Raw genomic sequence first — 22371 nt, forward strand, 5'->3', positions numbered from 1 at the left:
GTGATTTCGGGGATAGAATGTGGATAAGTCACTCATTTAACATGGTAAGGGTGTAAAAGTGCCTCGTGCCTGTTGATATGTGGGATGGTTAGAAAATCGAGTTGCTCTGGTGAGAGATGACATTCAGGTGGTTCTACTGTATAATGTATAAGTTAAGCTAAGAATCTAAGGAGTGTGTATATAGATGGCTTTATCATGCGGTGTTGTTGGGCTTCCGAACGTAGGGAAATCCACTTTATTCAATGCAATAACTCAGGCAGGGGCCGAAATGGCCAATTACCCGTTCTGTACAATCGACCCGAATGTTGGGGTTGTAGAAGTGCCGGATGATCGATTGACGAAGCTGACGGAGATCGTTGTTCCTCATAAAGTTGTACCCACAGCATTCGAATTCGTAGACATTGCAGGTCTGGTTAAAGGGGCGAGCAAAGGGGAAGGCTTGGGAAATAAGTTCCTGGCTCATATCCGTGAAGTAGATGCAATCGTCCATGTCGTGCGCTGTTTTCAAGACGATAATATTACGCATGTGTCGGGCAAGGTAGATCCGATAGGAGATATCACAACGATTAATCTGGAGCTTATTCTGGCGGATATTGATTCCGTGGACAAAAAGATTGATCGCTCCCGCAAAAACATGAAGGGCGGCGACAAGAAGGTTGCTCAAGAGGTTGAGTGCCTGGAGCGTATAAAAGAAGCTCTGTACTCAGACCAGCCTGCTCGATCAGTCGAACTGACAGCTGACGAAAAGCTGTTAATTCGTGATCTTCATTTGTTAACGATGAAGCCTGTGTTGTATGCAGCCAATGTGAGTGAAGCGGAAGCAGCCAATGCTGAAGACAATCCTTACGTGAAGCAAGTACGGGAGTTCGCTGCACTCGAGGGAGCAGAAGTAGTCCCGATTAGCGCAAAAGTAGAGTCCGAAATTGCGGAGCTGGAAGGCGAAGACAAAGAGATGTTCCTCGAAGAGCTTGGGCTGACAGAATCCGGCTTGAACCGTTTGATTCGTGCGGCATACAAGCTGCTGGGCTTGTACACTTACTTTACAGCTGGCGTGCAAGAGGTTCGCGCTTGGACCATTCGCAAAGGGATGAAGGCACCGCAAGCTGCGGGAGTGATTCATACCGATTTCGAAAAAGGATTTATCCGTGCAGAAGTGGTCTCTTACGATGACTTGGTTAATAGCGGCTCGATGAACGCAGCCAAGGAGAAGGGTCAGCTTCGTCTGGAAGGAAAAGAGTATGAAGTGAAAGATGGAGATGTCATGCATTTCCGTTTCAACGTATAAATAGAGTAGGGAACCAATTAACAGGAGGTGGTAATGATGCTGGACCGTTTGCAAGCACTGGCCGATCGGTATGAGAAATTGAGCGAGCTGCTCTGTGATCCCGATATTGCCAATGATTCAAAGCGGCTTCGTGAATATTCAAAGGAACAATCCGATCTGCAAGAGCCCTATGAGGCTATGACGGAATATAAAAGCGTGATGGAGCAGTACGAAGCGGCTAAGGTGATGCAGAATGAGAAGCTAGACGACGAAATGCGCGAGCTAGTGAAAATGGAGCTCGAAGAGCTGACAGAGCGTAAGGAAGAGCTGGAAGAGCGAATTCGCGTTCTAATGCTCCCTAAGGACCCGAACGACGACAAGAATGTAATTGTGGAAATTCGTGGAGCCGCTGGCGGGGATGAAGCAGCGTTATTCGCAGCGGATTTGTACCGCATGTATACCCGATACGCGGATGCTCAGGGCTGGAAGACCGAAATTCTTGAGGCGAACCTGAACGATCTGGGCGGCTTCAAGGAAATTATATTCATGATCTCGGGCAAGGGCGCATACAGCAAGATGAAATACGAGAGTGGAGCGCACCGCGTCCAACGCATTCCAGTAACGGAGTCGGGCGGTCGTATTCATACTTCGACGTCGACCGTTGTTGTCATGCCGGAAGCCGAAGAAGTAGAGATCGACATTAAGGATTCCGATATTCGGGTTGACACATTCTGTTCGAGCGGAGCGGGTGGGCAGTCTGTTAACACGACGAAATCTGCGGTGCGTGTGACCCATGTGCCAACAGGTATTGTAGCGACTTGCCAAGACGGCAAATCGCAGAACTCTAATAAAGATAAAGCTCTGCAAGTTCTTCGTGCGCGGATATACGACATGATGAAGCAAGAGGAAGATGCGAAGTACGGAACGGAGCGGAAGAGCAAGGTGGGCACTGGAGACCGGAGTGAACGGATTCGGACATACAATTATCCGCAAAGTCGGGTAACGGATCATCGGATCGGACTTACACTGCACAAGTTGGATCAGGTATTGAACGGCGACATGGGGGAGATTATCTCCACACTTACGATAGAAGCCCAATCCGAGCTAATGGACAAAGGGGAATAAGGTTATGTCCACCATACGTGAAGCCTACTTGGAGGCTTCTTCTTTTTTGCAGCAGCAGGCTGTGACGGATCATGCTCTCGTGGCAGAGCTGTTACTCGGCCACACGCTAGGCTTGAGTCGTACCGAGTTATTCCTCAGCTGGTCGGATACTTTTCCAGAGGACAAAAGAGACAAATGGAATGCATACTTGCAACGAAAAGCCGATGGAGAGCCCGTACAATATATAATGGGTGAGCAGGAATTCTATGGGCTTACGTTCCACGTGGAACGATCTGTACTTATTCCGCGGCCGGAGACCGAGCTGCTTGTAGAGCAGATCGTACAGATCGGCAGGCAGATATGGCCTGTTGGGACGCCGGTAGTCGCGGCCGATATTGGCACAGGCAGCGGTGCGATCGCTGTGACCTTGGCTGTCCAGTGTCCTTCGTGGCAACTGCACGCGGTTGATCTGTCGGCTGAAGCGCTTGAGGTAGCCCGGGGCAATGCAGCAAGCAATGGAGTGGCGGAGCGAGTCGCATTCTCTCAAGGGGACTTATTGGAACCTTTCTTGGCTGAAGAAGAAGGGAGTCAGCATCACCTGCAGAATTCTCCGGATATAGTGGTGTCCAACCCTCCCTATATTGAGACGGACGCGATTGCCGGACTAGAAGTGCAGGTGCGCTGCTACGAGCCAGTGCTGGCGTTAGATGGAGGTCCTGATGGATTAATCCTTTACCGTCGGTTAGCCGAGCAGCTTAGCCGGCTTAAGCCAGTATCCCCGCGTCTAGTAGGGCTGGAGGTTGGACAAGGGCAAGCGCAGGATGTTGCGGCTATGCTTCGGGAGAAAGGCTTATGGGAGGATATCCGAATCATTCAGGATCTGGCTGGGATAGAGCGGCATGTGATAGCGATTCGGTGGTAAATGAGACGCTCTTACAGAGAATGAATAGAGCTGAGAGTGTGTTGCTAGATTCATAGAAAAAATAATAGATTCGTAGGTTTAACTCCTTTCCCTCCTGGCCATACTTGGACTAGGTAAGAGAAAGGGGTTTTCTTTTATGGTCAAGCGCATATCATTCCGTCCTTATTTATTCGTAGCTTTCGCAATTATGGTGATGATGTTTTGTTGGGAGTCTAACCGAATTCAAGCTGCACTCTTGGATTCTTCTATACCGGAAGATGCTATACGGATCCGCATTCTGGCTAACTCCGATTCACCGCAGGATCAATGGATCAAGCGTGAAGTGCAGAATGAGGTTGTTCAAGAAATCAGTACATGGGTAATGGATCCCAATGGATTAGAAGAAGCCCGTGCTACTATAGCGGCGAACATCCCGGCACTTGCAAGCCTGGTTGAAGAGGTGCTAGTAAACAATGGGTATACCATGGAATACAAAGTTGAATTAGGTCAAGTGTCTTTTCCTGCGAAACAATTCGGTAATAAAATATATCCTGCAGGGGAGTACGAGGCATTGCGAATTGTTTTGGGCAGCGGAGAAGGGCAGAACTGGTGGTGTGTGTTGTTTCCCCCGCTATGCTTCGTAGGTGTGAAGGCTAAATCAGCGGAAGCAAGTGCAGCAGCGCCTGTGCCAGCAGCAAATGGGAAGAATACGGCAAATAAAACGGTGGAAAAAACAAGTACACCAAACGTGAAGACCGCTTCTGTGGCTGCAGTCAAAGGGAACGAGAGTACAAACACGGCAAGTAAAGCGAAAACAGGTACAGCCACTGTAGTAAGCGGGAAAGCCGTTGCAGATGCAGGGGCCATAATCGATGGTAACGCCGCTCCTAAAGCGGAAGTGAAATTCTTCTTATGGGAAGTAACTAAGAAAATAACCATGAAGGTGAAAAGCTTGTTTGCTTAAGTCAAGATGACAGCTTATTCATGAAGCGATATACTAATGGGATTAGCTATTACTTGATGAGTAAGGATGTATCGCGAACTATGACGAAATATTGGACCGTTGATCCGGAAGGAATAACCGGACAATCTACAGATTTATACAAGATAGAGGAAGCGGGTAGACTACTCGCAGCAGGCGAGATTGTAGCGTTTCCGACTGAGACGGTGTATGGTCTGGGGGCGGACGCGACGAACTCGGCAGCGGTAGAGGCCGTGTTCGTGGCCAAAGGCCGCCCCTCCGACAATCCGCTCATCGTGCACATCGCGGATTGGGAGCAGTTGGACGGGCTCGTCGCCGAAGTCAGCGACGCCGCCCGCCGCTTGATGGCCCGGTTCTGGCCCGGGCCGCTCACGCTCGTGCTGCCGGCGCGGCCCGGCGCCGTGTCACCCCGTGTCACGGCCGGTCTCGCGACCGTGGCCGTGCGGATGCCTGCCCACCCGGTGGCGCAGGCGCTCATTCGGGCGGCGGGCTGCCCCGTGGCGGCTCCGAGCGGGAACCGCTCGGGGCGCCCCAGCCCGACATTGGCGGCGCACGTCCGCGAGGACTTGGACGGGCGCATCGCGGGGCTGGTCGACGGCGGGCCGACCGGCGTAGGGCTCGAGTCGACCGTCGTCGAGGTCGTCGGCGATCGCGTGCATGTGCTCCGGCCAGGCGGTGTGACCGCGGACCAATTGCGTGCAGCGGTGCCCGATTGCACCGTGGAGGATTACGGTGTCGAGCCTGATCCTGATCCTGTTACATCTATTCCGAAATCCCCCGGAATCAAATATACCCATTACGCCCCTAGAGGTGAAATGACGGTTGTCAGGCGGCAGGAGGATTATTCGCCGCAACTATCTTCTTCTTCACAAAAAGATCCAGTTCGAGAGTGGATTCAATCTCAGGTAAACGAAGCGCGTATTCGAGGGGAACGAACAGGTGTTCTGTCCATGCAAGAACGAGCTTCTCACTACGATGCGGATCTGGTTATTGGCTGTGGAGGACCTGACGATTTGGAAACAGCAGCGCATCTCTTGTACGCAGCACTGCGCCAATTCGATGAGCAGGGGATTACCTCGATATGGGCGGAAGCTTATCCTATCGATGGAATTGGAACCGCATTGATGAACCGAATGGTGAAGGCAGCCGGAGGGCGAGTGGTCACCGTATCCCATTAAAAGCTTGGCCAGATTTTCGAACATGTTTCCCCCTTTGTCCGCATATGTTGTTTAGGAACATAGGACAGGACCTTTGGGGGAGATTGCATGCAAGTTGTTACCGCTTCTGCTGCCGCAGGGCAGCTATTAACGATACTCATGATGGCCGTTGCGCTGGGCATGGATGCATTCTCATTGGGGATCGGCATTGGGCTCAAGGGAATACGGTTTTTGCATATTCTTAGAATAAGTTTCGTAATCGCCTTGTTCCATGTTATCATGCCATTGACGGGAATGTTCATGGGGCAATACGTAAGCACGATACTCGGAGATGTAGCTATGTTGGCCGGAGGAGGGTTGCTCCTTCTTTTAGGTGTACACATGGTGTACACCTCATTCAGCAATAAGGATACGGTCGTTATTGATTATCGCTCCATATGGGGGGTTCTCTTATTTTCACTTAGTGTGAGTATCGATTCCTTATCGGTTGGGGTATCACTTGGTCTTTTTGCCACAGATATTATTATGACGGTACTGCTGTTCGGTCTGTTTGGCGGTGTAATGTCCGTTCTGGGCTTACTGGTTGGAAGGAATGCTGGCAAATGGGCGGGACAGTACGGAGAAGCACTTGGCGGCATTATACTGATTGCTTTCGGAATCCGATTTCTAATATAAAGGGGAGAGAATCATGCGCGAGCAGCATATTTTATTCGTTTGCACCGGTAATACATGCCGCAGTCCGATGGCAGAAGGGTTATTCCGGCGAATGGCGGAGCAGGAGGGGCATTCGTGGCAAGTTCGCTCAGCAGGAGTGTCTGCTTTCGGGGGGTCACCCATATCAACACATTCGTCTACTATCCTGAGGAATAAAGGAGCCAAGGCCAAAGGGCAGTCCGACTTATTGACAGGTGACAAGATAGAATGGGCCGATCTTATTCTAACGATGACCTCATCCCATAAACAATTGGTTATGCGCCAGTTTCCGGACACGGTGGATAAAGTATTTACGCTCAAAGAATACGTTCAAGATGATCCCCGTGTATTAAGTTTAATGGCAGAGCGAGGAGAATTGGAGTCCGAGCTGCAGATTAAGCAAGTCTTGTCTCAACAAATAAGCAATGAGGATCTACGCAGGCTGGACATGCTGGAGCGCCAGTTACCAGATCCGGATATCGCCGATCCGTTCGGCGGTTCGTTACAGGATTACGAAGCTTGTGCCTTAGAAATTGAACAAGCTCTCAGGATCCTGCTTCTTAAGCTGCAAAAACAATTGTAATGCTTCATAGCAGATTTGTGCCCACACTTTTAGGTTTACTCATCAACAAAGAGGAAGCAACCCGCTTCCTCTCCCACTAAAAGACTTGTTTAATCCCTCACTTATTCAGCATGGACACGGCACGCTCCACAATTCGATTCCCCGTATCTCCAGGTATTCTGCTATTACTCGTAATACGAGGCTCGTAGCCCCCATTATTGATAGCCTCTTGGGGACATATGTATCCCACAACATGGCCGCTGCATAATTCATTGACCATTGTGAATGGAGCTTGCGATTGGGCTTTGATCTGCAGTCCGAATTCAACGAATAGTTCTGCAGGAACTCCTACGAGGGCAACGGGACCAAGCTTGAATGTTTGGACCTCAACATCCGCCTGAGTCTCACAATCAAGCGAATTCAGAAGCTCAGCGGCAAAAGCCTTGTCTATATTGGTTACTGAATCACTCTGCATAATGTCGCGGGCATCCAATACTTCTTCAGCTGCAGGGCGGCGGTAATCGATTGTGAAATATTGCTGATCCGTTTCGATCTCTAAAGTCTCTTCTGTCGAGATTTTTTCTCTCACCTTAATGACTTCCCCTGCTAGAATACGGCCCATCATCTTATAGTAATTTGGTTTTCTCCTCATTTTACCACTTACATCCAGATGGTTAATATTGCCGCTAGCCCCCATAAAGAACAGACTGACTAAGGAATCTCCGTAAGTCCCCTTAAGCACAGCACTTAGCTCACCTGGGAAGTCAGCGCAAAATTCCGTTCCTCCAACGGTATCTGTATGGCAAGTATAATTACTTATAATTCCAATGGGATTACCGGCAGCGTCATCCATTCGCACAACCAACAGTTCGGTGTCAATAGGGCCCTCAGGCTTTACGATCTCGGGGTTCAAAATACCCGGATTGGTCTTTAAGCTTCCGTCCTTCATCCAGAATCGTCGGTTAAAGGCGATGTCCCCCTCTTGCCCAATGCCGCAACCTATACGGGCCTCTTGCCGTGCATGATAGGCCGTGATGATCGCCTCCGTGGCACGCTCTGCGAGAAACTCCAAATAACCCTGATCCGCCGACAGGAAGGTGGTAGTGAATACGGGGCCCCCTGTATGCGTATGAGTCGCCGCAATCATGATCGCAGCACCGGCTATACCTACAGCCTCTTGGACTCTTCTTCTAACTTCATCCGTCACATAAGGATGGACGAATAAACTATCCAGAACGAGCAGCGCCAGAACTTTTCCTTCCGATTCAATCACACATGCTTTCGCAAACAGTCTGTCCTTGATACCTGTAGCCTTTCGGTCTTCAAAGTAACCGGGAATCGTACTTCCAAGCGTCGGAGTAATATCGATTTCGAACATGCCGCATTTCATATGTATCCTCATCCTTTCTTTTCCTAGAATGAACCCAGCCTATATTCATAATAGTCGGTTCTGGTGCCAAATTCTTTGTCATATCGATCACATATTTTGCACTTTTTGGTTAAGGCTGAATATGATGTCCATGTCTTTACACCGATTCACGAATGCGGTATGATGGAAGCAAGATGTTGGACTCGATGTAACTGGCGACAAGCGGGGATTACCCCAATGGAGCATCGAGACATACGGCCGGTCGCCTGGGCAAGAGCAACGAACGTTTTCGGACGGTCGGTTTGCTCTTTTTTTCATCTTAGCCTTCCTTTCGGTTATACTAGTACCATAAAGTCTAAGTTGAAATAACTTTGCTCTCGCAAAGCATGAAGGAGACACGAGTCCTATGAAAATCGCTATTGGAGCAGACCACGCTGGTTTCCGGTTGAAAGACGAAGTGATCGAGTTCCTGAAGAAGGAAGGGCATGAAGTCGAGGATTTTGGTTGCCATTGTGCAGATTCCATTGACTATCCTGACTACGCTTTACCCGTATGTGAACAAGTCGTAGAAGGCACAGCAGACCGAGGCATTCTCATTTGCGGTACTGGGATTGGGATGTCGATCGCAGCGAACAAGGTAAAAGGTATTCGTTGCGCACTCGTGCATGATCTATTCTCGGCCAAAGCTACAAGAGAGCATAATAACTCCAATGTGTTGGCTATGGGGGAGCGGGTAATCGGTCCGGGTGTTGCTATTGAAATCATAAAAGTATGGTTGGACACAGCTTTCTCTGAAGGACCCCGCCATATTAACCGCATCCAGAAAATCAAAAACTTGGAAGATCGTTCGGTATGATTACTCAACAAGTGGAGCAGGTATTACGCGAGCTTGTACAGGCGGGCGGTATCGGTCTGGGGCAAATAGTCGTAATAGGCACCAGCACAAGTGAAGTCGTGGGCCAGCATATTGGAACAGCAGGAACGGAAGATGTGGCGCAGGCGATTTTCCACGCTGTCGAGAACGTCCGTCAAGAGGTTGGGTTCCAGCCCGCCTATCAATGCTGCGAGCATCTGAATCGCGCACTAGTGATTGAGCGTGATCTGTTTCACTTGCACCCTACGCTTGAGGAAGTGTCGGCCGTGCCGGTTAGACAAGCGGGAGGATCCATGGCTGCTTATGCTTTTCGCCATTTGTCTAATCCATGTTTGGTCGAATCGATTCAAGCGCATGCAGGTCTTGATATCGGGGACACGTTCATCGGGATGCATCTCCGTCGTGTAGCCGTTCCAGTCCGACCCTCGATCCGTACAATCGGACAGGCGCATGTTACGATGGCTTATACCCGGCCGAGATTGATCGGTGGAGTGCGAGCTGTATATATAGTCGAACAAGAAGTTTAATTATACACATTCATCATACTGTGGGAGGAATTATTGAAATGGAAAATTTACGCAAATCGGATCCGAAAATTCTAGAAGCGATTCAACTGGAGAGAGGCCGCCAGCAAGATAAAATCGAGCTTATTGCCTCTGAGAACTTTGTTAGCGAAGCTGTCATGGAGGCCATGGGCACTGTATTGACGAATAAATATGCGGAAGGCTACCCGGGAAAACGTTATTATGGCGGCTGTGAATATGTAGACATCGTAGAGACCATTGCTCGTGATCGTGCAAAAGAGCTATTCGGTGCAGAGCATGCGAACGTACAGCCTCACTCCGGCGCGCAAGCGAATTTAGCCGTATATTTGGCCGCTCTTAATCCGGGAGATACGGTTCTGGGTATGAACTTGGCTCACGGTGGTCACTTGACACACGGAAGTCCGGTCAATGCATCAGGATTGCTATACAACTTCGTGGCTTACGGTGTTAACGAGAAGGATTTCCGCATTGATTATGATGAAGTCCGCAAGCTTGCATTCAAGCACAAGCCAAGAATGATCGTAGCGGGCGCAAGTGCGTATCCGCGTATTATTGATTTTGCAACGCTTGGCCAAATTGCAAATGATGTTGGCGCGTTATTCATGGTTGACATGGCGCATATCGCTGGATTGGTAGCTTCTGGTCTTCATCCAAGCCCGGTTCCTCATGCTCATTTTGTTACTACAACTACACACAAGACGCTTCGCGGCCCTCGCGGAGGTATGATTCTATGCCGCAAATCCTGGGCGCAAGCGATCGATAAAGCCGTATTCCCTGGAACACAGGGCGGACCTCTAATGCATGTGATCGCCGCGAAGGCTGTCGCTTTCGGTGAGGCGCTTCAACCTGAATTTGCGACTTACAGCCGCAATGTAATAAGCAATGCGCAAGTGCTTGCAGAAGCGTTGGCAGCGGAAGGGTTGAATGTTGTATCCGGCGGCACGGACAATCACCTGATGATGGTCGACCTCCGCAACATCAACATCAGCGGTAAAGATGCGGAGCATGTACTTGATGAAATAGGCGTCACGGTGAACAAGAATGCCATTCCATTCGATCCAACAAGCCCGTTCGTAACAAGCGGAATCCGCATTGGTACCCCTGCAGCGACAAGCCGCGGTTTTGATGCGGAGGCTATGAAGCAAATTGCCAAGATTATTGGCATGACGCTTAAGAATCCGAAGGATGAGGCTATTCTTAACGAAGCTCGCGGCTTGGTGAAACAATTGACTAGCCGATTCCCTATGTACGAGAACCTTGGGTATTAAGTTTTTGCAGCACTAGAGGGCAGCTAACGCTGACCCTCTTTTTTTGATAAAAGGTTGTCGTGTAAATGTATCGTGCAACGCATAAAATACAATGCTATAATAGGACGGTATTTGCCTTCAACGTAGTTAAAGTCTATGCTTACGAAGAAACGTTACCTCGGTAAAGCTGTAGGAGGATTCCCCATGAGTAAAGTTTACGTATGTGACCATCCCTTAATTCAACACAAGCTCACATACATACGAGATGAGAACACGACCACCAAAGATTTCCGTGAGTTAGTGGATGAAGTGGCTACATTGATGGCCTACGAAATAACTAGAAATATTCCTTTAGAGCTTGTGAAAGTAAAAACACCAGTAAGTGTGGCGGAGTGCCGCATCATCTCCGGACGCATGCTGGGTTTGATTCCTATTCTGCGCGCGGGACTCGGTATGGTGGATGGAATCTTGAAGCTGATTCCTGCTGCCAAGGTCGGCCATGTTGGATTGTATCGGGATCCAGAAACCTTACAGCCTGTTGAATATTACGTCAAGCTTCCTATTGATGTGGAAGAGCGTGAGCTGATCGTGATAGATCCGATGCTCGCTACTGGCGGCTCTGCTATAGCAGCCATCGATGCCTTGAAGGGCCGGCAATGCAATCAGATTAAACTGATGTGTTTAATTGCAGCACCTGAAGGGATTGAAGCTGTTCAGCAAGCACATCCCGATGTGGATATTTATGTCGCGGCTATTGATGATTACTTGGATGATCACGGTTATATCGTTCCAGGACTGGGCGATGCTGGAGACAGGCTTTTTGGTACCAAATAAATAAAAGTTGGAAGCTCATGGGAAAAGGAGAATTGGATAATGAAACGCCTTAAAATCATGACTATATTCGGGACAAGACCAGAAGCCGTCAAGATGGCTCCGCTCATTCTCGAATTGGAGAAACATACTGAGCATATAGAGTCACTGGTCTGTGTGACCGCTCAACACCGCGAGATGCTGGATCAGGTTTTGGACATTTTTAAGATTAAGCCCGATTTCGATCTCGATGTAATGAAACCAGGCCAAACGTTAAACGAAGTCACCATTCGTGTGCTGCAGGGCTTGGAGCCGGTCTTTATAGAGGCCAAACCAGACCTCATTCTGGTGCATGGGGACACATTAACCTCGTTTGTTGCCAGCTACGCTGCTTTTCTTCAACAAATAGCAGTTGGCCACGTAGAGGCTGGACTGCGCACGTGGAATAAATATTCTCCGTATCCCGAAGAGATGAACAGACAATTAACCGGTGTGCTCGCTGATCTTCATTTTGCGCCTACAGACTGGTCCGCTGGTAATCTTAGAAGAGAGAACAAGTCGGATGCTGCCATTTACATAACAGGCAATACGGTGACGGATGTAGCCCAATATACAGTATCGGAAGGTTACTCTCATCCTGTGCTGGACTGGGTCGGTGATAGACGTCTGATTCTTATGACTGCGCATAGACGTGAGAATCAGGGAGAACCTCATCAGAATATTTTCCGAGCAGTCAAACGGTTAGCGGAAGAATTCGAAGATGTCGCCATTGTATACCCGGTTCATCCAAGCCCTGCAGTCAAAGGTCCAGCCCATGAGATGTTAGGCGGTCACCCAAGAATTAAGCTCGTAGAACCGCTTGATTTAGTAGAAATGTACAACTTCTTCCCGCGCACTCACTTGATCCTGACGGATTCTGGAGGTATTCAGGAGGAGGCCCCATCGTTCGGGATCCCGGTATTAGTGCTTCGAGATACAACGGAACGCCCGGAAGGGGTAGGCGCCGGAACGTTAGAGCTTGTGGGTACGGATGAAGAACTGATCTACAACCGAGCCAAGGCACTTCTTACTGATGAAGCAGCGTATACTCGTATGAGTAAAGCCACCAACCCCTACGGAGATGGGCAAGCATCAGGACGAATTGTACAAGGCATCTTGCACCACTTTGGCCGGATTAACGAGAAACCGGAGCCGTTCACAACCTAGTTGTGAAAAGAATGTTAACTCCTGTCGATAAACCAAACAGTTCTACTGTACGCTGTTTGCTTCCAAAATCCCGAGAGGCGTTGTGCCACAAGGAAAGTTAGGCAAACCGTTCACATAATGTTTGAATTTATTAGAATTGACAAACATTGTCCCGCTTCGATACAATAAGTGAGGATTGTGAGGTCTCTCATCTTGGGGAAACGATATATTTCCATCGGAGGAGGCAGGGACATTGAGTAAGCCCCGTTCACAAGATAATCCATGGAAAGCTGTCGGGCTGGTTAGCGCTATTGGCGTGGAACTGGTCGTTTGCATGCTGGTCGGTTTTTTTGGCGGCCGTTATTTAAGCGATTTGCAAGGCGGGCAGACCATATGGATTGTCGTCGGCATTATGGCAGGCTTTCTTGTCGGAGTAGCTGGCATCTATTACTTACTTAGATTTTACACGGAGGGCTCTGATTCGAATGGATGACTTCACGGCCCATCTGAAAGCGGTACAAAAGTTTACCCTGTTTTGGTTGTCCTTTTGTTTCTTCTCTTGGGTAGTTCTACCTGATTATAGGGATTATTCCATGGGCCTCATTGTGGGGTCGGCTGTCAGTTGGATGAATGCCCAGTACCTGGCATTGAAACTCCGCCAATTGACAAAGGCTGTAGTGGAGAAGACGAATCGCAAGGTGAATCTCGGCTTCATTACAAGGGCTTCCACTTCTTTGCTTGCTATCGTGGTAGCGGCGAAGAACCCGGAACAAATCGCATTGTCCACAACTCTTGCAGGATTATTTATCGTGCAATTGGCAACACTCCTACTGGGTATTGTTTCTAATGTCAGGAGGAAGTAAGTCATATTTCTGCGGAAAGGGGTGAAAATTACTGCATGCATCATTCGGTTATTGTAACATTGGGTGGGATTAAATTTGACTTGACTACGCTCTTCATGGTCACGCTCACTTGTCTCATCGTCTTCATTCTTGCCATCCTTGGAACGCGTAAGCTTTCTGTAACTAAACCAGGCAAGATGCAAAACTTTATAGAGTGGATTGTAGAATTCGTTCAAGGTCTGATCGGCAGCACTATGGATGTGAAAAAAGGACAAGCATTTCTTATGCTTGGCATTACCCTGATCATGTTCATCTTCGTTGGGAATATGTTAGGCCTTCCGTTCCCGATTATCACGGAGCACGAGAGCACCTTCTCCTTCCTGGGACAAGAAGTAGTTACACAAGCTAATCTTAATGACGCTCACGATAAGGGCGATCACGGTGTTGGCCTCGTCTGGTGGAAATCACCTACTGCTGACGCTTCAGTGACAATGGGTCTCGCGCTCATGATTATCGTGCTGACTCACTACTTAGGATTAATCAAGAACACCAAGCAATACTTGCATCACTATATTGAGCCGCACTGGGCGTTTTTCCCGCTAGCGGTTATCAAGGAAGTTTCCAAGCTTCTTACGCTCGGCTTGCGTCTATTCGGTAACATTTATGCGGGTGAGGTATTAATCACGGTTATCCTCATGGCAGGCGTTGCCGGAATTCTACCGCTGATTGTATGGCAAGGATTCAGTATGTTTGTCGGGGCCATTCAGGCGTTCGTCTTTACAATCCTGACTATGGTGTACATTTCCCAGAATCTCAAGCACGAAGAGCACCATCATTAAGTAATGGCTTTAGGCCTACCGCTAAGAGCGGTACGTTCATATAGCAACAAAAAAATTGGTAACCTATTTGAGGAGGAACATTAAAATGGAATTTCTTGCAGCAGCAATTGCAATTGGTCTTGGCGCATTGGGCGCAGGTATTGGTAACGGTTTGATCGTAGGTCGCGCACTTGAAGGTATTTCCCGTCAACCTGAGCTTCGCGGTACTTTGCAAACAACTATGTTTATCGGTATTGGTCTAGTAGAAGCATTGCCAGTTATCTCCCTCGTATTTGCATTGCTTTACACTTTCGTACTTTAATACAGGACGTGGCGGGGAAGGTTGCGGCTTCCGCGCCTTCATTTTGCCGCCACAACACCGCTCAGAAGGGAGTGACCCGAGTTGACTTTTTTATGGACATCGTTTGTATATTCAATCGCAGCTTTCTTGGTCTTAATGTGGCTGCTTAAGAAGTTTGCGTTTGGTCCCTTATTCGGGATGATGGAGAAGCGTCAAGCGCTAATTCATGAACAAATATCAACAGCTGAGAAGAACCGCGCTGAATCCGAGCGTCTGGTGAATGAACAGAAACAAGCCATCCAAGCGGCTCGCAAGGATGCTTATGATTTGATCGAACAAGCTAAAGTAACGAGTACTCGTCAGGCTGACGATATTCTTGCTCAAGCTAGAGAAGAAGCTTCCCGTATCAAGAATGAGGCTTTGAACGACATTGAGAACGAAAAGAACAAAGCGATCGCAGCACTGCGCAGTCAAGTTAGCGCTATGTCCGTTATGATTGCTTCCAAGATTATTGATAAGCAAGTAGATGAGAAGTCCCAGCAAGAACTGATTGACCAATACCTGAAAGAGGTAGGGGGCAATGTATGAGCAGGGAAACGATCGTAGCCAAACGTTACGCGAAGGCGCTATTTGAAGTCGCCTTAGGCCAAGGCAGCGTAGCGCAGGTGGAGGAAGAGCTCAAGGGAATCCTGCAAGTGATTCGTGAGAACGCCGACTACGGGAAACTGCTTGAACATCCGAACATCTCCACCGACGTCAAGATGCAGCTTCTAAAGGAAGCATTTGAGGGTAAAGTGTCAGCAGCGGTGCTTAACACTATGCAGCTGCTCGTGGAAAGAAGAAGAGAATCCGTACTTGAGGATCTTGTAGATAGTTATGTAAAGGTTGCGAATGAGTCATTGGGTCAAGCTAACGCTACCGTGTACAGCGCATACCCGCTGACAGAAGCAGAATCGCAACAGATCACTAATCGGTTTGGTCAATTGACAGGCAAACGAATCCGCGTTTCAAATGTGGTTGACGCCAGCCTGCTCGGAGGAATCCAAGTCCGCATAGGTGATCGACTCTATGATGGCAGCTTATCCGGTAAGCTTCAACGTTTGGAGAAAGCTTTGAAGCAAGCTTAAGCGTTCACTATGTAAGTAATAGGCTATATTTGTAGAAATGCATGTTGTATAAGGACTAAGTTAGGGGTGAATTTCGTTGAGTATCAGACCTGAAGAAATCAGCACTCTGATTAAAAAGCAAATCGAACAGTTCAAGTCCGACATTCAAGTCGTTGATGTAGGTACTGTAATTCAAGTAGGCGACGGGATCGCTCGTGCTCACGGCCTGGAGAACGTTATGGCGGGCGAGTTGCTTGAATTCGCAAATGGCGTAGTAGGTATGGCTCTTAACCTTGAAGAAGATAATGTCGGTATTGTTATCTTGGGACCTTACACGGACATTCGTGAAGGCGACCAAGTTAAACGTACAGGCAGAATCATGGAAGTTCCGGTAGGCGAAGCTTTGTTGGGCCGTGTAGTAAATGCTCTAGGACTTCCAGTTGACGGCAAAGGTCCAATTAACACAACTTCGTTCCGACCAGTAGAAAGTAATGCACCAGGTGTTATCGATCGTAAATCGGTTCATGAGCCTATGCAAACAGGTATCAAAGCGATCGATGCCATGGTGCCGATTGGCCGTGGTCAACGTGAGCTTATTATCGGTGACCGTCAAACAGGTAAAACATCGATTGCGCTTGACACCATCATTAACCAAAAAGGCAACGGAGTAATCTGTATCTATGTTGCCATCGGACAAAAGCAGTCTACAGTTGCGAACGTAGTAGAAACATTACGTCGTCAAGGCGCAATGGAGTATACCATTGTAGTAACTGCAGGTGCTTCCGAGCCGTCTCCTTTGTTGTTCCTGGCTCCTTATGCTGGCGCAGCAATGGGTGAATACTTCATGTTCAAGGGTCAACATGCGTTGATCATTTATGATGACTTGTCGAAGCAAGCTGCTGCATACCGTGAGTTGTCCTTGCTGCTAAGACGTCCTCCAGGACGCGAAGCTTATCCGGGTGACGTTTTCTACTTGCACTCCCGTTTGCTTGAGCGCGCTGCGAAGCTGAACGATGAACTGGGTGGCGGTTCTTTGACTGCATTGCCGTTCATTGAGACTCAAGCTTCCGACGTATCCGCTTATATTCCTACGAACGTGATTTCGATCACGGACGGACAGATTTTCTTGGAATCTGACTTGTTCAACTCCGGACAACGCCCAGCGATCAACGTTGGTATTTCCGTATCCCGTGTAGGGGGTTCCGCACAAATCAAAGCAATGAAGAAGGTTGCTGGATCTTTGAAGCTGGACTTGGCTCAATACCGTGAGTTAGCCGCATTTGCACAATTCGGTTCTGACTTGGATAAGAGCACACAAGCTCGTCTGAGTCGCGGTGAGCGTACGCTTGAAATTCTGAAGCAACCGAACAACCAACCTTTGCCGGTTGAGAAGCAAGTACTAAGTATTTATACGGTAGTTAGAGGACATTTGGATGACATTCCAGTTCAAGACGTTCTGCGTTTTGACCGCGAGTTCCTTGCTTTCGTGGATGCTAATTATCCGCAGGTATATGCTTCGATCCGGGATACCAAAGATCTACAGCCAGATAATGAAAAAGCGTTGGTGGAAGCGATCGGCAAGTTCAAAAAGGGATTTGCTCCATCAGCTTAACCGATAAAACGGTTTGTATAGGCGGATGTTACTTAAGCATCCGCTTCTTGCAAGCTTGCGTACTGCTTACGAAGTTAACTTTCCTATCGGGAAAGTTCGGAGGTGAAATGCATGGCAAAAGGAATGCGCGATATTAAACGCCAAATTAAGAGCGTTCAAAATACGAAGCAAATTACTAAGGCAATGGAAATGGTAGCGGCAGCTAAATTAAGACGCTCCCAGGAAGCTGCAACAGCAGCTCGTCCATATGCTGAGAAGATTCAAGAGGTTGTAAGCAGCATTGCTTCAGGCACCAAGGGGATTAAGAATCCTATTCTTGTCTCTCGTGAGATTAAGAAAACCGGCTACCTCGTTATTACATCGGATCGGGGTCTGGCTGGAGGGTACAACTCCAATCTATTGCGTAAATTAGTGTTGACCATTCGCGAAAACCATAAATCAAGCAATGAGTATGAGATTATGGTGGTAGGGCGTAGAGGTCGGGATTTTTTTAAGAAACGCAATATGCCTGTGCTAGATGAGGTAACTGGTTTATCGGATGCACCTAAGTTTTCGGATATTAAAGAGCTCGCTTCCAGAGCGGTTACTAACTACACTTTAGGTGTTTACGATCAGTTGTATATCGTCTATAACAAATTCCACAATGCCATATCTCAAGAACCTGTCTTAAATAGACTTTTACCGTTGGAAGTAGAAGGAAGCTCAGCTGCGACTGGTGCTAACTATGAGTACGAGCCATCCCCGGAAGAAGTACTGGATGTTTTGCTGCCGAAATATGCAGAAACTTTAATATTCAGTGCTTTACTGGAAGGTAAGGCGAGTGAATTCGGCGCCAGAATGACAGCTATGGGGAATGCTACCAAAAACGCGAATGAAATGGTATCACGGTTGACTTTAGTTTATAACCGTGCACGCCAAGCTTCCATTACGCAGGAAATTTCGGAGATTGTGGCTGGAGCGAGTGCTCAGTCGTAAAGCATGCTTTCGAAATAACTTTTCTTCAAAAAGTTGTAGGAGGAAACAAGATGAATAAAGGACGCGTGTTGCAGGTAACGGGACCTGTTGTCGATATCGAATTCGAAAAAGGTAACCTGCCGAAAATTTTTAATGCGGTCAAAATCGAGAAACAATCGGAAGGTCCAAGCGAGCCTACAATCAACCTTACTGTTGAAGTAGCCACTCACTTAGGCGATAACGTAGCGCGTTGTATTGCTATGTCGTCTACGGATGGTTTGGTGCGAGGCACAGAAGCGGTTGATACTGGCGTTCCAATCAGCGTTCCAGTAGGCGCAGCAACACTTGGCCGCGTATTTAACGTATTGGGTCAACCCATTGATAACGCTGGTGAGGTAGTATCCGAAACGGTGAACCCAATCCACAGACAAGCTCCTGCATTCGATGAATTATCTGTTCAAGCGGAAATACTTGAAACAGGGATCAAGGTTGTAGACTTGCTAGCGCCATACGCAAAGGGTGGTAAAATCGGACTCTTCGGCGGTGCGGGTGTAGGTAAAACCGTATTGATTCAAGAGTTGATCAACAACATTGCACAAGAGCACGGCGGGATCTCCGTATTCGCAGGTGTTGGTGAGAGAACTCGTGAAGGAAATGACTTGTACCACGAGATGAAAGATTCAGGCGTTATCAGCAAGACGGCAATGGTGTTCGGTCAAATGAACGAGCCTCCTGGAGCGCGTGCTCGCGTTGCCTTGACTGGTCTTACAATGGCTGAGTACTTCCGTGATACAGAAGGTAAAGACGTTCTCTTGTTCGTAGATAACATCTTCCGCTTTACACAAGCCGGTTCCGAGGTTTCGGCCTTGTTGGGCCGTATGCCATCGGCGGTTGGTTACCAACCAACGCTTGCTACGGAAATGGGTGGTCTGCAAGAACGTATTACCTCCACCAAGAAGGGTTCTGTTACATCCATTCAAGCGATTTATGTTCCTGCGGATGACTACACGGATCCAGCTCCAGCAACAACGTTTGCTCACTTGGACGCTACTACTAACCTAGAGCGTAAAATTTCCGAGATGGGGATCTATCCTGCGGTTGACCCGTTGGCTTCAAGCTCACGCTTGCTGCAACCGGACATCGTAGGGGAAGAGCACTATAACGTTGCTCAAGGCGTTAAACGGATTTTGCAGCGTTACAAGGAATTGCAAGATATTATCGCGATTCTTGGTATGGACGAATTGTCGGATGACGATAAAATTATCGTTAGCCGTGCCCGTAAAATTCAACGTTACTTGTCCCAAGCGTTCCACGTTGCTGAGCAATTCAACGGGTTCCCAGGACAATACGTTCCAGTTAAAGAAACCGTTCGTTCCTTCAAGGAAATCTTGGAAGGCAAACATGATGATTTGCCTGAAGCAGCTTTCTTGTTCGTAGGTGCGATCGAAGAAGCGGTTGAAAAAGCTAAAAGCATGAAGTAATAGGAACTGTGCCGGTCAAGGACGTTTAGACATAGACTTTTTGACCGGCAAGATCCGTGTAGGCTTACGATGAAGCTTTCTTACCGAAAGCTCTCAGGAGGTATTGGCGTGAGTACTTTTTTATTGGAAGTGGTAACGCCTGAGCGTGTAGTGTATGCCCAGGATGTGAATATGGTCAGTGTAAAAGGTGTATCCGGTGAGCTTGGTATATTACCAAATCACATTCCGTTAGTCACACCGTTGAAGATTGCTCCGATCACGATTAAACGTGGCGGTGCAACGGAGGTTATGGCTGTGAACGGGGGCTTCATGGAGGTTCGGAAGGACAAGGTTGTTATTTTGGCTGAATCCGCAGAACGTCCTGGCGATATTGATATCGAGCGTGCAAGAACGGCTAAAGAGCGCGCAGAGAAACGAATCGCTGGCAAGCAGGATGAAATTGATTTCCGTCGCGCGGAAATGTCTCTGCAAAGAGCAATGAACCGTTTGGACGTCTCCACAAGAAGGTAACAAGCAAAAGCAAAGGATTTCGGTCCTTTGCTTTTTTTGCTTTTTTACAAAGCTTTGTATGATCTACATCATTATGGTAAATGAATAACGGAAGGGACAATTAAAGGACAGGTTGTACTTTCAGTTGTACATAGACGTTTATAGGTGCTTTTGGTATAATTGTGTGGGTGTTTAAAAGAGAAATCAGAACTATTTATAAAGAATGAATAGTACCCTAACCCGAGTTAAGCAACTGCTCCATTGCAGATGGTTAGCTTGAAAGTATGGATCTCTTCACTCAATTGTTTAATGGAGGCGATGGTATGGCGCTGTACACGAACAATTATGTCTTTGTGGCCATTTTTCTTGCGTTGGGAATATTGCTTCCCATTGTGGCGCTGACGGTAGGACGCTGGCTGAGGCCTAATAAGCCAACCGAGCAGAAGCAAACGACATACGAGAGCGGGAATATACCGATCGGCGACAGTCATGTGCGCTTTAACATTCGGTATTATTTGTTTGCCTTAATGTTTGTAATATTTGATGTGGAAACAGTGTTTATGTATCCATGGGCCGTTGCCTACAACCAGCTTGGGTTATTCGCGCTCATTGAAATGCTGATCTTCGTGCTTTTACTAGTTGTTGGACTTATCTATGCTTGGAAGAAGAAGGTGCTGCAATGGACATCAATCTAGAGACAATTAAGCTAGACGATCAGCAAGAGCTGGAGCGTAATGTCCTTACGACTACGCTGGATCAAGTGAAGGGTTGGGCGCGAAGCAGCTCTTTGTGGCCGCTGACGTTCGGTTTGGCTTGCTGTGCGATTGAGATGATGGGTACAGGGGCGGCACATTATGACTTGGACCGATTCGGTGTAATATTCCGGACTTCTCCCCGTCAATCTGATGTCATGATCGTATCGGGAACAGTCACGAAGAAGATGGCTCCTTTACTGCGCCGATTATATGATCAAATGCCGGAACCCAAATGGGTAATCGCAATGGGCTCCTGCGCTACAGCTGGTGGTCCTTATATACGTTCTTATGCTGTAGTGAAGGGCGTAGATCAGATCGTTCCTGTTGATGTCTATATTCCTGGCTGTCCGCCGAATCCGGCGGCTCTTATTTATGGAATTAACAAGCTCCAGGAGAAAATTCGATACGAAGCGAAGACCGGGAAGAAGGTGATCAACCGATGAGCGACGATTCGAATGAAAATAAAGAAGAAAGCGTAACCAATAAACCTGAAAACGCAACTCCTTCCTCAGAAGCTGCTGAGTCTGCTGCGGAAACGAAAGAGGTCAAAGCTCCTGGAGTGGAGGATGCTTCTCCTGCCGATGTTGACCCGGAGAAGGAAGCGAAGCTGAAGGCTGCAGCGGAAGCACGAGCAGCCAGAGCAGCAGCCCGCGCAGCGAGGACTGAGGGGGATGGCGACTCTGCAGGGACTCCTGCAACGGCTTCAGAAGGCGGAGAGGACGCGGAAAAGGAAGCCAAAGCCAAGGCGGCAGCGGAAGCACGAGCGGCTAGAGCAGCGGCACGTGCTGCCAAGACGGAGGGTGGAGGTGAAGGCGATTCTGGCGAGCCCAAAGCACCATCACCGAAGCAACCTGTACTTGATCGCGCTGTTCAGTTGATTAAAGATAACGTCGCCGCGGATGCTGTTGTAGAAGCGGTAATCAACGAAAGAGACCGACATCTTCCCGTTATCACCATTAAGAGTGAGAATTGGGCGGAGACTGCAGCTTTTCTAAAAGAAAATGAAGAGCTGTCGCTGCGATATTTGCGCAATTTGTCTGGCGTAGACTACGAAACCCACATGGAAGTTGTGGTGTACTTAATTTCCCTAGATAAGAAGCAAGACTACTGCTTAAAAATAAAAACGGATCGTAACGAACCGTCAGTTCCTTCCGTAACCCCGATATGGGAAACTGCTAATTGGCAGGAGAGAGAAGTGTATGACCTGCTAGGCATCCATTTCTCCGGTCACCCTGACCTGCGGAGAATTATGATGCCTGACGATTGGGTGGGGCATCCGCTTCGCAAAGACTATGAACCGTTTGATCCGGAGGTGTAACT

At 48.2% G+C, this 22371-nt stretch carries 26 protein-coding genes and 1 riboswitch; of the genes, 25 read left to right on the top strand and 1 reads right to left on the bottom strand.

The genetic code is table 11. From position 1 onward, the window contains the following. Window positions 1-184: 184 nt before the first annotated feature. The 7 genes from ychF to AC58QD_RS24550 all read left to right on the top strand — a co-directional run bounded on the left by ychF (window position 185) and on the right by AC58QD_RS24550 (window position 6684). Complete coding sequence (gene ychF / locus AC58QD_RS24520; protein WP_497337649.1) at window positions 185-1285, top strand: redox-regulated ATPase YchF; 1101 nt, start codon at window positions 185-187, stop codon at window positions 1283-1285. A 36-nt stretch (window positions 1286-1321) separates the two neighbouring features. Beyond that, on the top strand, window positions 1322-2389 hold the full coding sequence (gene prfA, locus AC58QD_RS24525) for a peptide chain release factor 1 (RefSeq protein ID WP_497337769.1): 1068 nt from the start codon (window positions 1322-1324) through the stop codon (window positions 2387-2389). A 4-nt stretch (window positions 2390-2393) separates the two neighbouring features. Continuing rightward, complete coding sequence (prmC, locus tag AC58QD_RS24530) at window positions 2394-3290, top strand: peptide chain release factor N(5)-glutamine methyltransferase (RefSeq protein ID WP_497337650.1); 897 nt, start codon at window positions 2394-2396, stop codon at window positions 3288-3290. A gap of 136 nt (window positions 3291-3426) precedes the next feature. Further along, on the top strand, window positions 3427-4233 hold the full coding sequence (gene spoIIR / locus AC58QD_RS24535) for a stage II sporulation protein R (protein WP_497337651.1): 807 nt from the start codon (window positions 3427-3429) through the stop codon (window positions 4231-4233). Between the two features lie 80 nt (window positions 4234-4313). Then, a complete protein-coding gene (locus AC58QD_RS24540; RefSeq protein ID WP_497337770.1) occupies window positions 4314-5429 on the top strand; it encodes an L-threonylcarbamoyladenylate synthase in 1116 nt (371 codons plus the stop codon). 87 nt (window positions 5430-5516) lie between these two features. After that, window positions 5517-6083, top strand: a complete 567-nt coding sequence (locus AC58QD_RS24545) for a manganese efflux pump MntP (RefSeq protein ID WP_497337652.1) — start codon at window positions 5517-5519, stop codon at window positions 6081-6083. Window positions 6084-6096: 13 nt separating this feature from the next. Next, window positions 6097-6684, top strand: a complete 588-nt coding sequence (locus AC58QD_RS24550) for a low molecular weight protein arginine phosphatase (RefSeq protein WP_497337653.1) — start codon at window positions 6097-6099, stop codon at window positions 6682-6684. A 97-nt stretch (window positions 6685-6781) separates the two neighbouring features. Here AC58QD_RS24550 and AC58QD_RS24555 read toward each other — a convergent pair whose 3' ends face one another. Continuing rightward, entirely contained in the window at window positions 6782-8053 is a 1272-nt protein-coding gene (locus AC58QD_RS24555; protein ID WP_497337654.1) for a neutral/alkaline non-lysosomal ceramidase N-terminal domain-containing protein, read from the bottom strand. 177 nt (window positions 8054-8230) lie between these two features. Beyond that, window positions 8231-8311: riboswitch (ZMP/ZTP riboswitch) on the top strand. A gap of 127 nt (window positions 8312-8438) precedes the next feature. Between AC58QD_RS24555 and rpiB the strand changes: the two genes are divergently transcribed. The 18 genes from rpiB to AC58QD_RS24645 all read left to right on the top strand — a co-directional run bounded on the left by rpiB (window position 8439) and on the right by AC58QD_RS24645 (window position 22369). Beyond that, window positions 8439-8888 carry a ribose 5-phosphate isomerase B gene (rpiB, locus tag AC58QD_RS24560; RefSeq protein ID WP_497337655.1) on the top strand — a complete coding sequence of 150 codons (450 nt, stop codon included), beginning with the start codon at window positions 8439-8441 and terminating at the stop codon, window positions 8886-8888. Next, complete coding sequence (locus tag AC58QD_RS24565) at window positions 8885-9433, top strand: TIGR01440 family protein (protein ID WP_497337656.1); 549 nt, start codon at window positions 8885-8887, stop codon at window positions 9431-9433. The genes rpiB and AC58QD_RS24565 overlap by 4 nt, the downstream gene beginning before the upstream one ends. Window positions 9434-9471: 38 nt before the next feature. Further along, the gene (gene glyA / locus AC58QD_RS24570) at window positions 9472-10719 is read left to right on the top strand and encodes a serine hydroxymethyltransferase (protein ID WP_497337657.1); all 1248 of its coding nucleotides are present in this window, start codon (window positions 9472-9474) and stop codon (window positions 10717-10719) included. Between the two features lie 183 nt (window positions 10720-10902). Further along, complete coding sequence (gene upp / locus AC58QD_RS24575) at window positions 10903-11532, top strand: uracil phosphoribosyltransferase (protein ID WP_497337658.1); 630 nt, start codon at window positions 10903-10905, stop codon at window positions 11530-11532. A gap of 39 nt (window positions 11533-11571) precedes the next feature. Next, window positions 11572-12714, top strand: coding sequence for a non-hydrolyzing UDP-N-acetylglucosamine 2-epimerase (gene wecB / locus AC58QD_RS24580; RefSeq protein WP_497337659.1), 1143 nt, complete (start codon window positions 11572-11574; stop codon window positions 12712-12714). A gap of 232 nt (window positions 12715-12946) precedes the next feature. Then, on the top strand, window positions 12947-13186 hold the full coding sequence (locus AC58QD_RS24585) for an AtpZ/AtpI family protein (RefSeq protein ID WP_497337660.1): 240 nt from the start codon (window positions 12947-12949) through the stop codon (window positions 13184-13186). After that, a complete protein-coding gene (locus AC58QD_RS24590) occupies window positions 13179-13556 on the top strand; it encodes an ATP synthase subunit I (RefSeq protein ID WP_497337661.1) in 378 nt (125 codons plus the stop codon). The genes AC58QD_RS24585 and AC58QD_RS24590 overlap by 8 nt, the downstream gene beginning before the upstream one ends. Window positions 13557-13591: 35 nt before the next feature. Further along, window positions 13592-14374: a F0F1 ATP synthase subunit A gene (gene atpB, locus AC58QD_RS24595; RefSeq protein ID WP_497337662.1), complete on the top strand. Its 783-nt coding sequence runs from the start codon at window positions 13592-13594 to the stop codon at window positions 14372-14374. A gap of 85 nt (window positions 14375-14459) precedes the next feature. Continuing rightward, window positions 14460-14675, top strand: a complete 216-nt coding sequence (gene atpE, locus AC58QD_RS24600) for a F0F1 ATP synthase subunit C (protein ID WP_497337663.1) — start codon at window positions 14460-14462, stop codon at window positions 14673-14675. Window positions 14676-14756: 81 nt separating this feature from the next. Further along, the gene (gene atpF, locus AC58QD_RS24605) at window positions 14757-15242 is read left to right on the top strand and encodes a F0F1 ATP synthase subunit B (RefSeq protein WP_497337664.1); all 486 of its coding nucleotides are present in this window, start codon (window positions 14757-14759) and stop codon (window positions 15240-15242) included. Continuing rightward, window positions 15239-15781, top strand: a complete 543-nt coding sequence (locus AC58QD_RS24610; RefSeq protein WP_497337665.1) for a F0F1 ATP synthase subunit delta — start codon at window positions 15239-15241, stop codon at window positions 15779-15781. The genes atpF and AC58QD_RS24610 overlap by 4 nt, the downstream gene beginning before the upstream one ends. A gap of 76 nt (window positions 15782-15857) precedes the next feature. Further along, on the top strand, window positions 15858-17372 hold the full coding sequence (gene atpA, locus AC58QD_RS24615) for a F0F1 ATP synthase subunit alpha (RefSeq protein WP_497337666.1): 1515 nt from the start codon (window positions 15858-15860) through the stop codon (window positions 17370-17372). Between the two features lie 111 nt (window positions 17373-17483). Then, window positions 17484-18347 carry an ATP synthase F1 subunit gamma gene (gene atpG / locus AC58QD_RS24620; protein ID WP_497337667.1) on the top strand — a complete coding sequence of 288 codons (864 nt, stop codon included), beginning with the start codon at window positions 17484-17486 and terminating at the stop codon, window positions 18345-18347. Window positions 18348-18397: 50 nt separating this feature from the next. Next, window positions 18398-19807 carry a F0F1 ATP synthase subunit beta gene (gene atpD, locus AC58QD_RS24625; protein WP_497337668.1) on the top strand — a complete coding sequence of 470 codons (1410 nt, stop codon included), beginning with the start codon at window positions 18398-18400 and terminating at the stop codon, window positions 19805-19807. Between the two features lie 108 nt (window positions 19808-19915). Then, window positions 19916-20317 (top strand): F0F1 ATP synthase subunit epsilon, encoded by a 402-nt coding sequence (locus AC58QD_RS24630; RefSeq protein WP_497337669.1) that lies wholly within the window; start codon window positions 19916-19918, stop codon window positions 20315-20317. 302 nt (window positions 20318-20619) lie between these two features. Next, window positions 20620-20991 carry an NADH-quinone oxidoreductase subunit A gene (locus tag AC58QD_RS24635; RefSeq protein ID WP_497337670.1) on the top strand — a complete coding sequence of 124 codons (372 nt, stop codon included), beginning with the start codon at window positions 20620-20622 and terminating at the stop codon, window positions 20989-20991. Next, window positions 20976-21494 carry a NuoB/complex I 20 kDa subunit family protein gene (locus AC58QD_RS24640; RefSeq protein ID WP_497337671.1) on the top strand — a complete coding sequence of 173 codons (519 nt, stop codon included), beginning with the start codon at window positions 20976-20978 and terminating at the stop codon, window positions 21492-21494. The genes AC58QD_RS24635 and AC58QD_RS24640 overlap by 16 nt, the downstream gene beginning before the upstream one ends. Then, a complete protein-coding gene (locus AC58QD_RS24645) occupies window positions 21491-22369 on the top strand; it encodes an NADH-quinone oxidoreductase subunit C (protein WP_497337672.1) in 879 nt (292 codons plus the stop codon). The genes AC58QD_RS24640 and AC58QD_RS24645 overlap by 4 nt, the downstream gene beginning before the upstream one ends. Window positions 22370-22371: the final 2 nt, after the last annotated feature.

This window comes from Paenibacillus sp. J2R1T-4 (assembly GCF_059692235.1).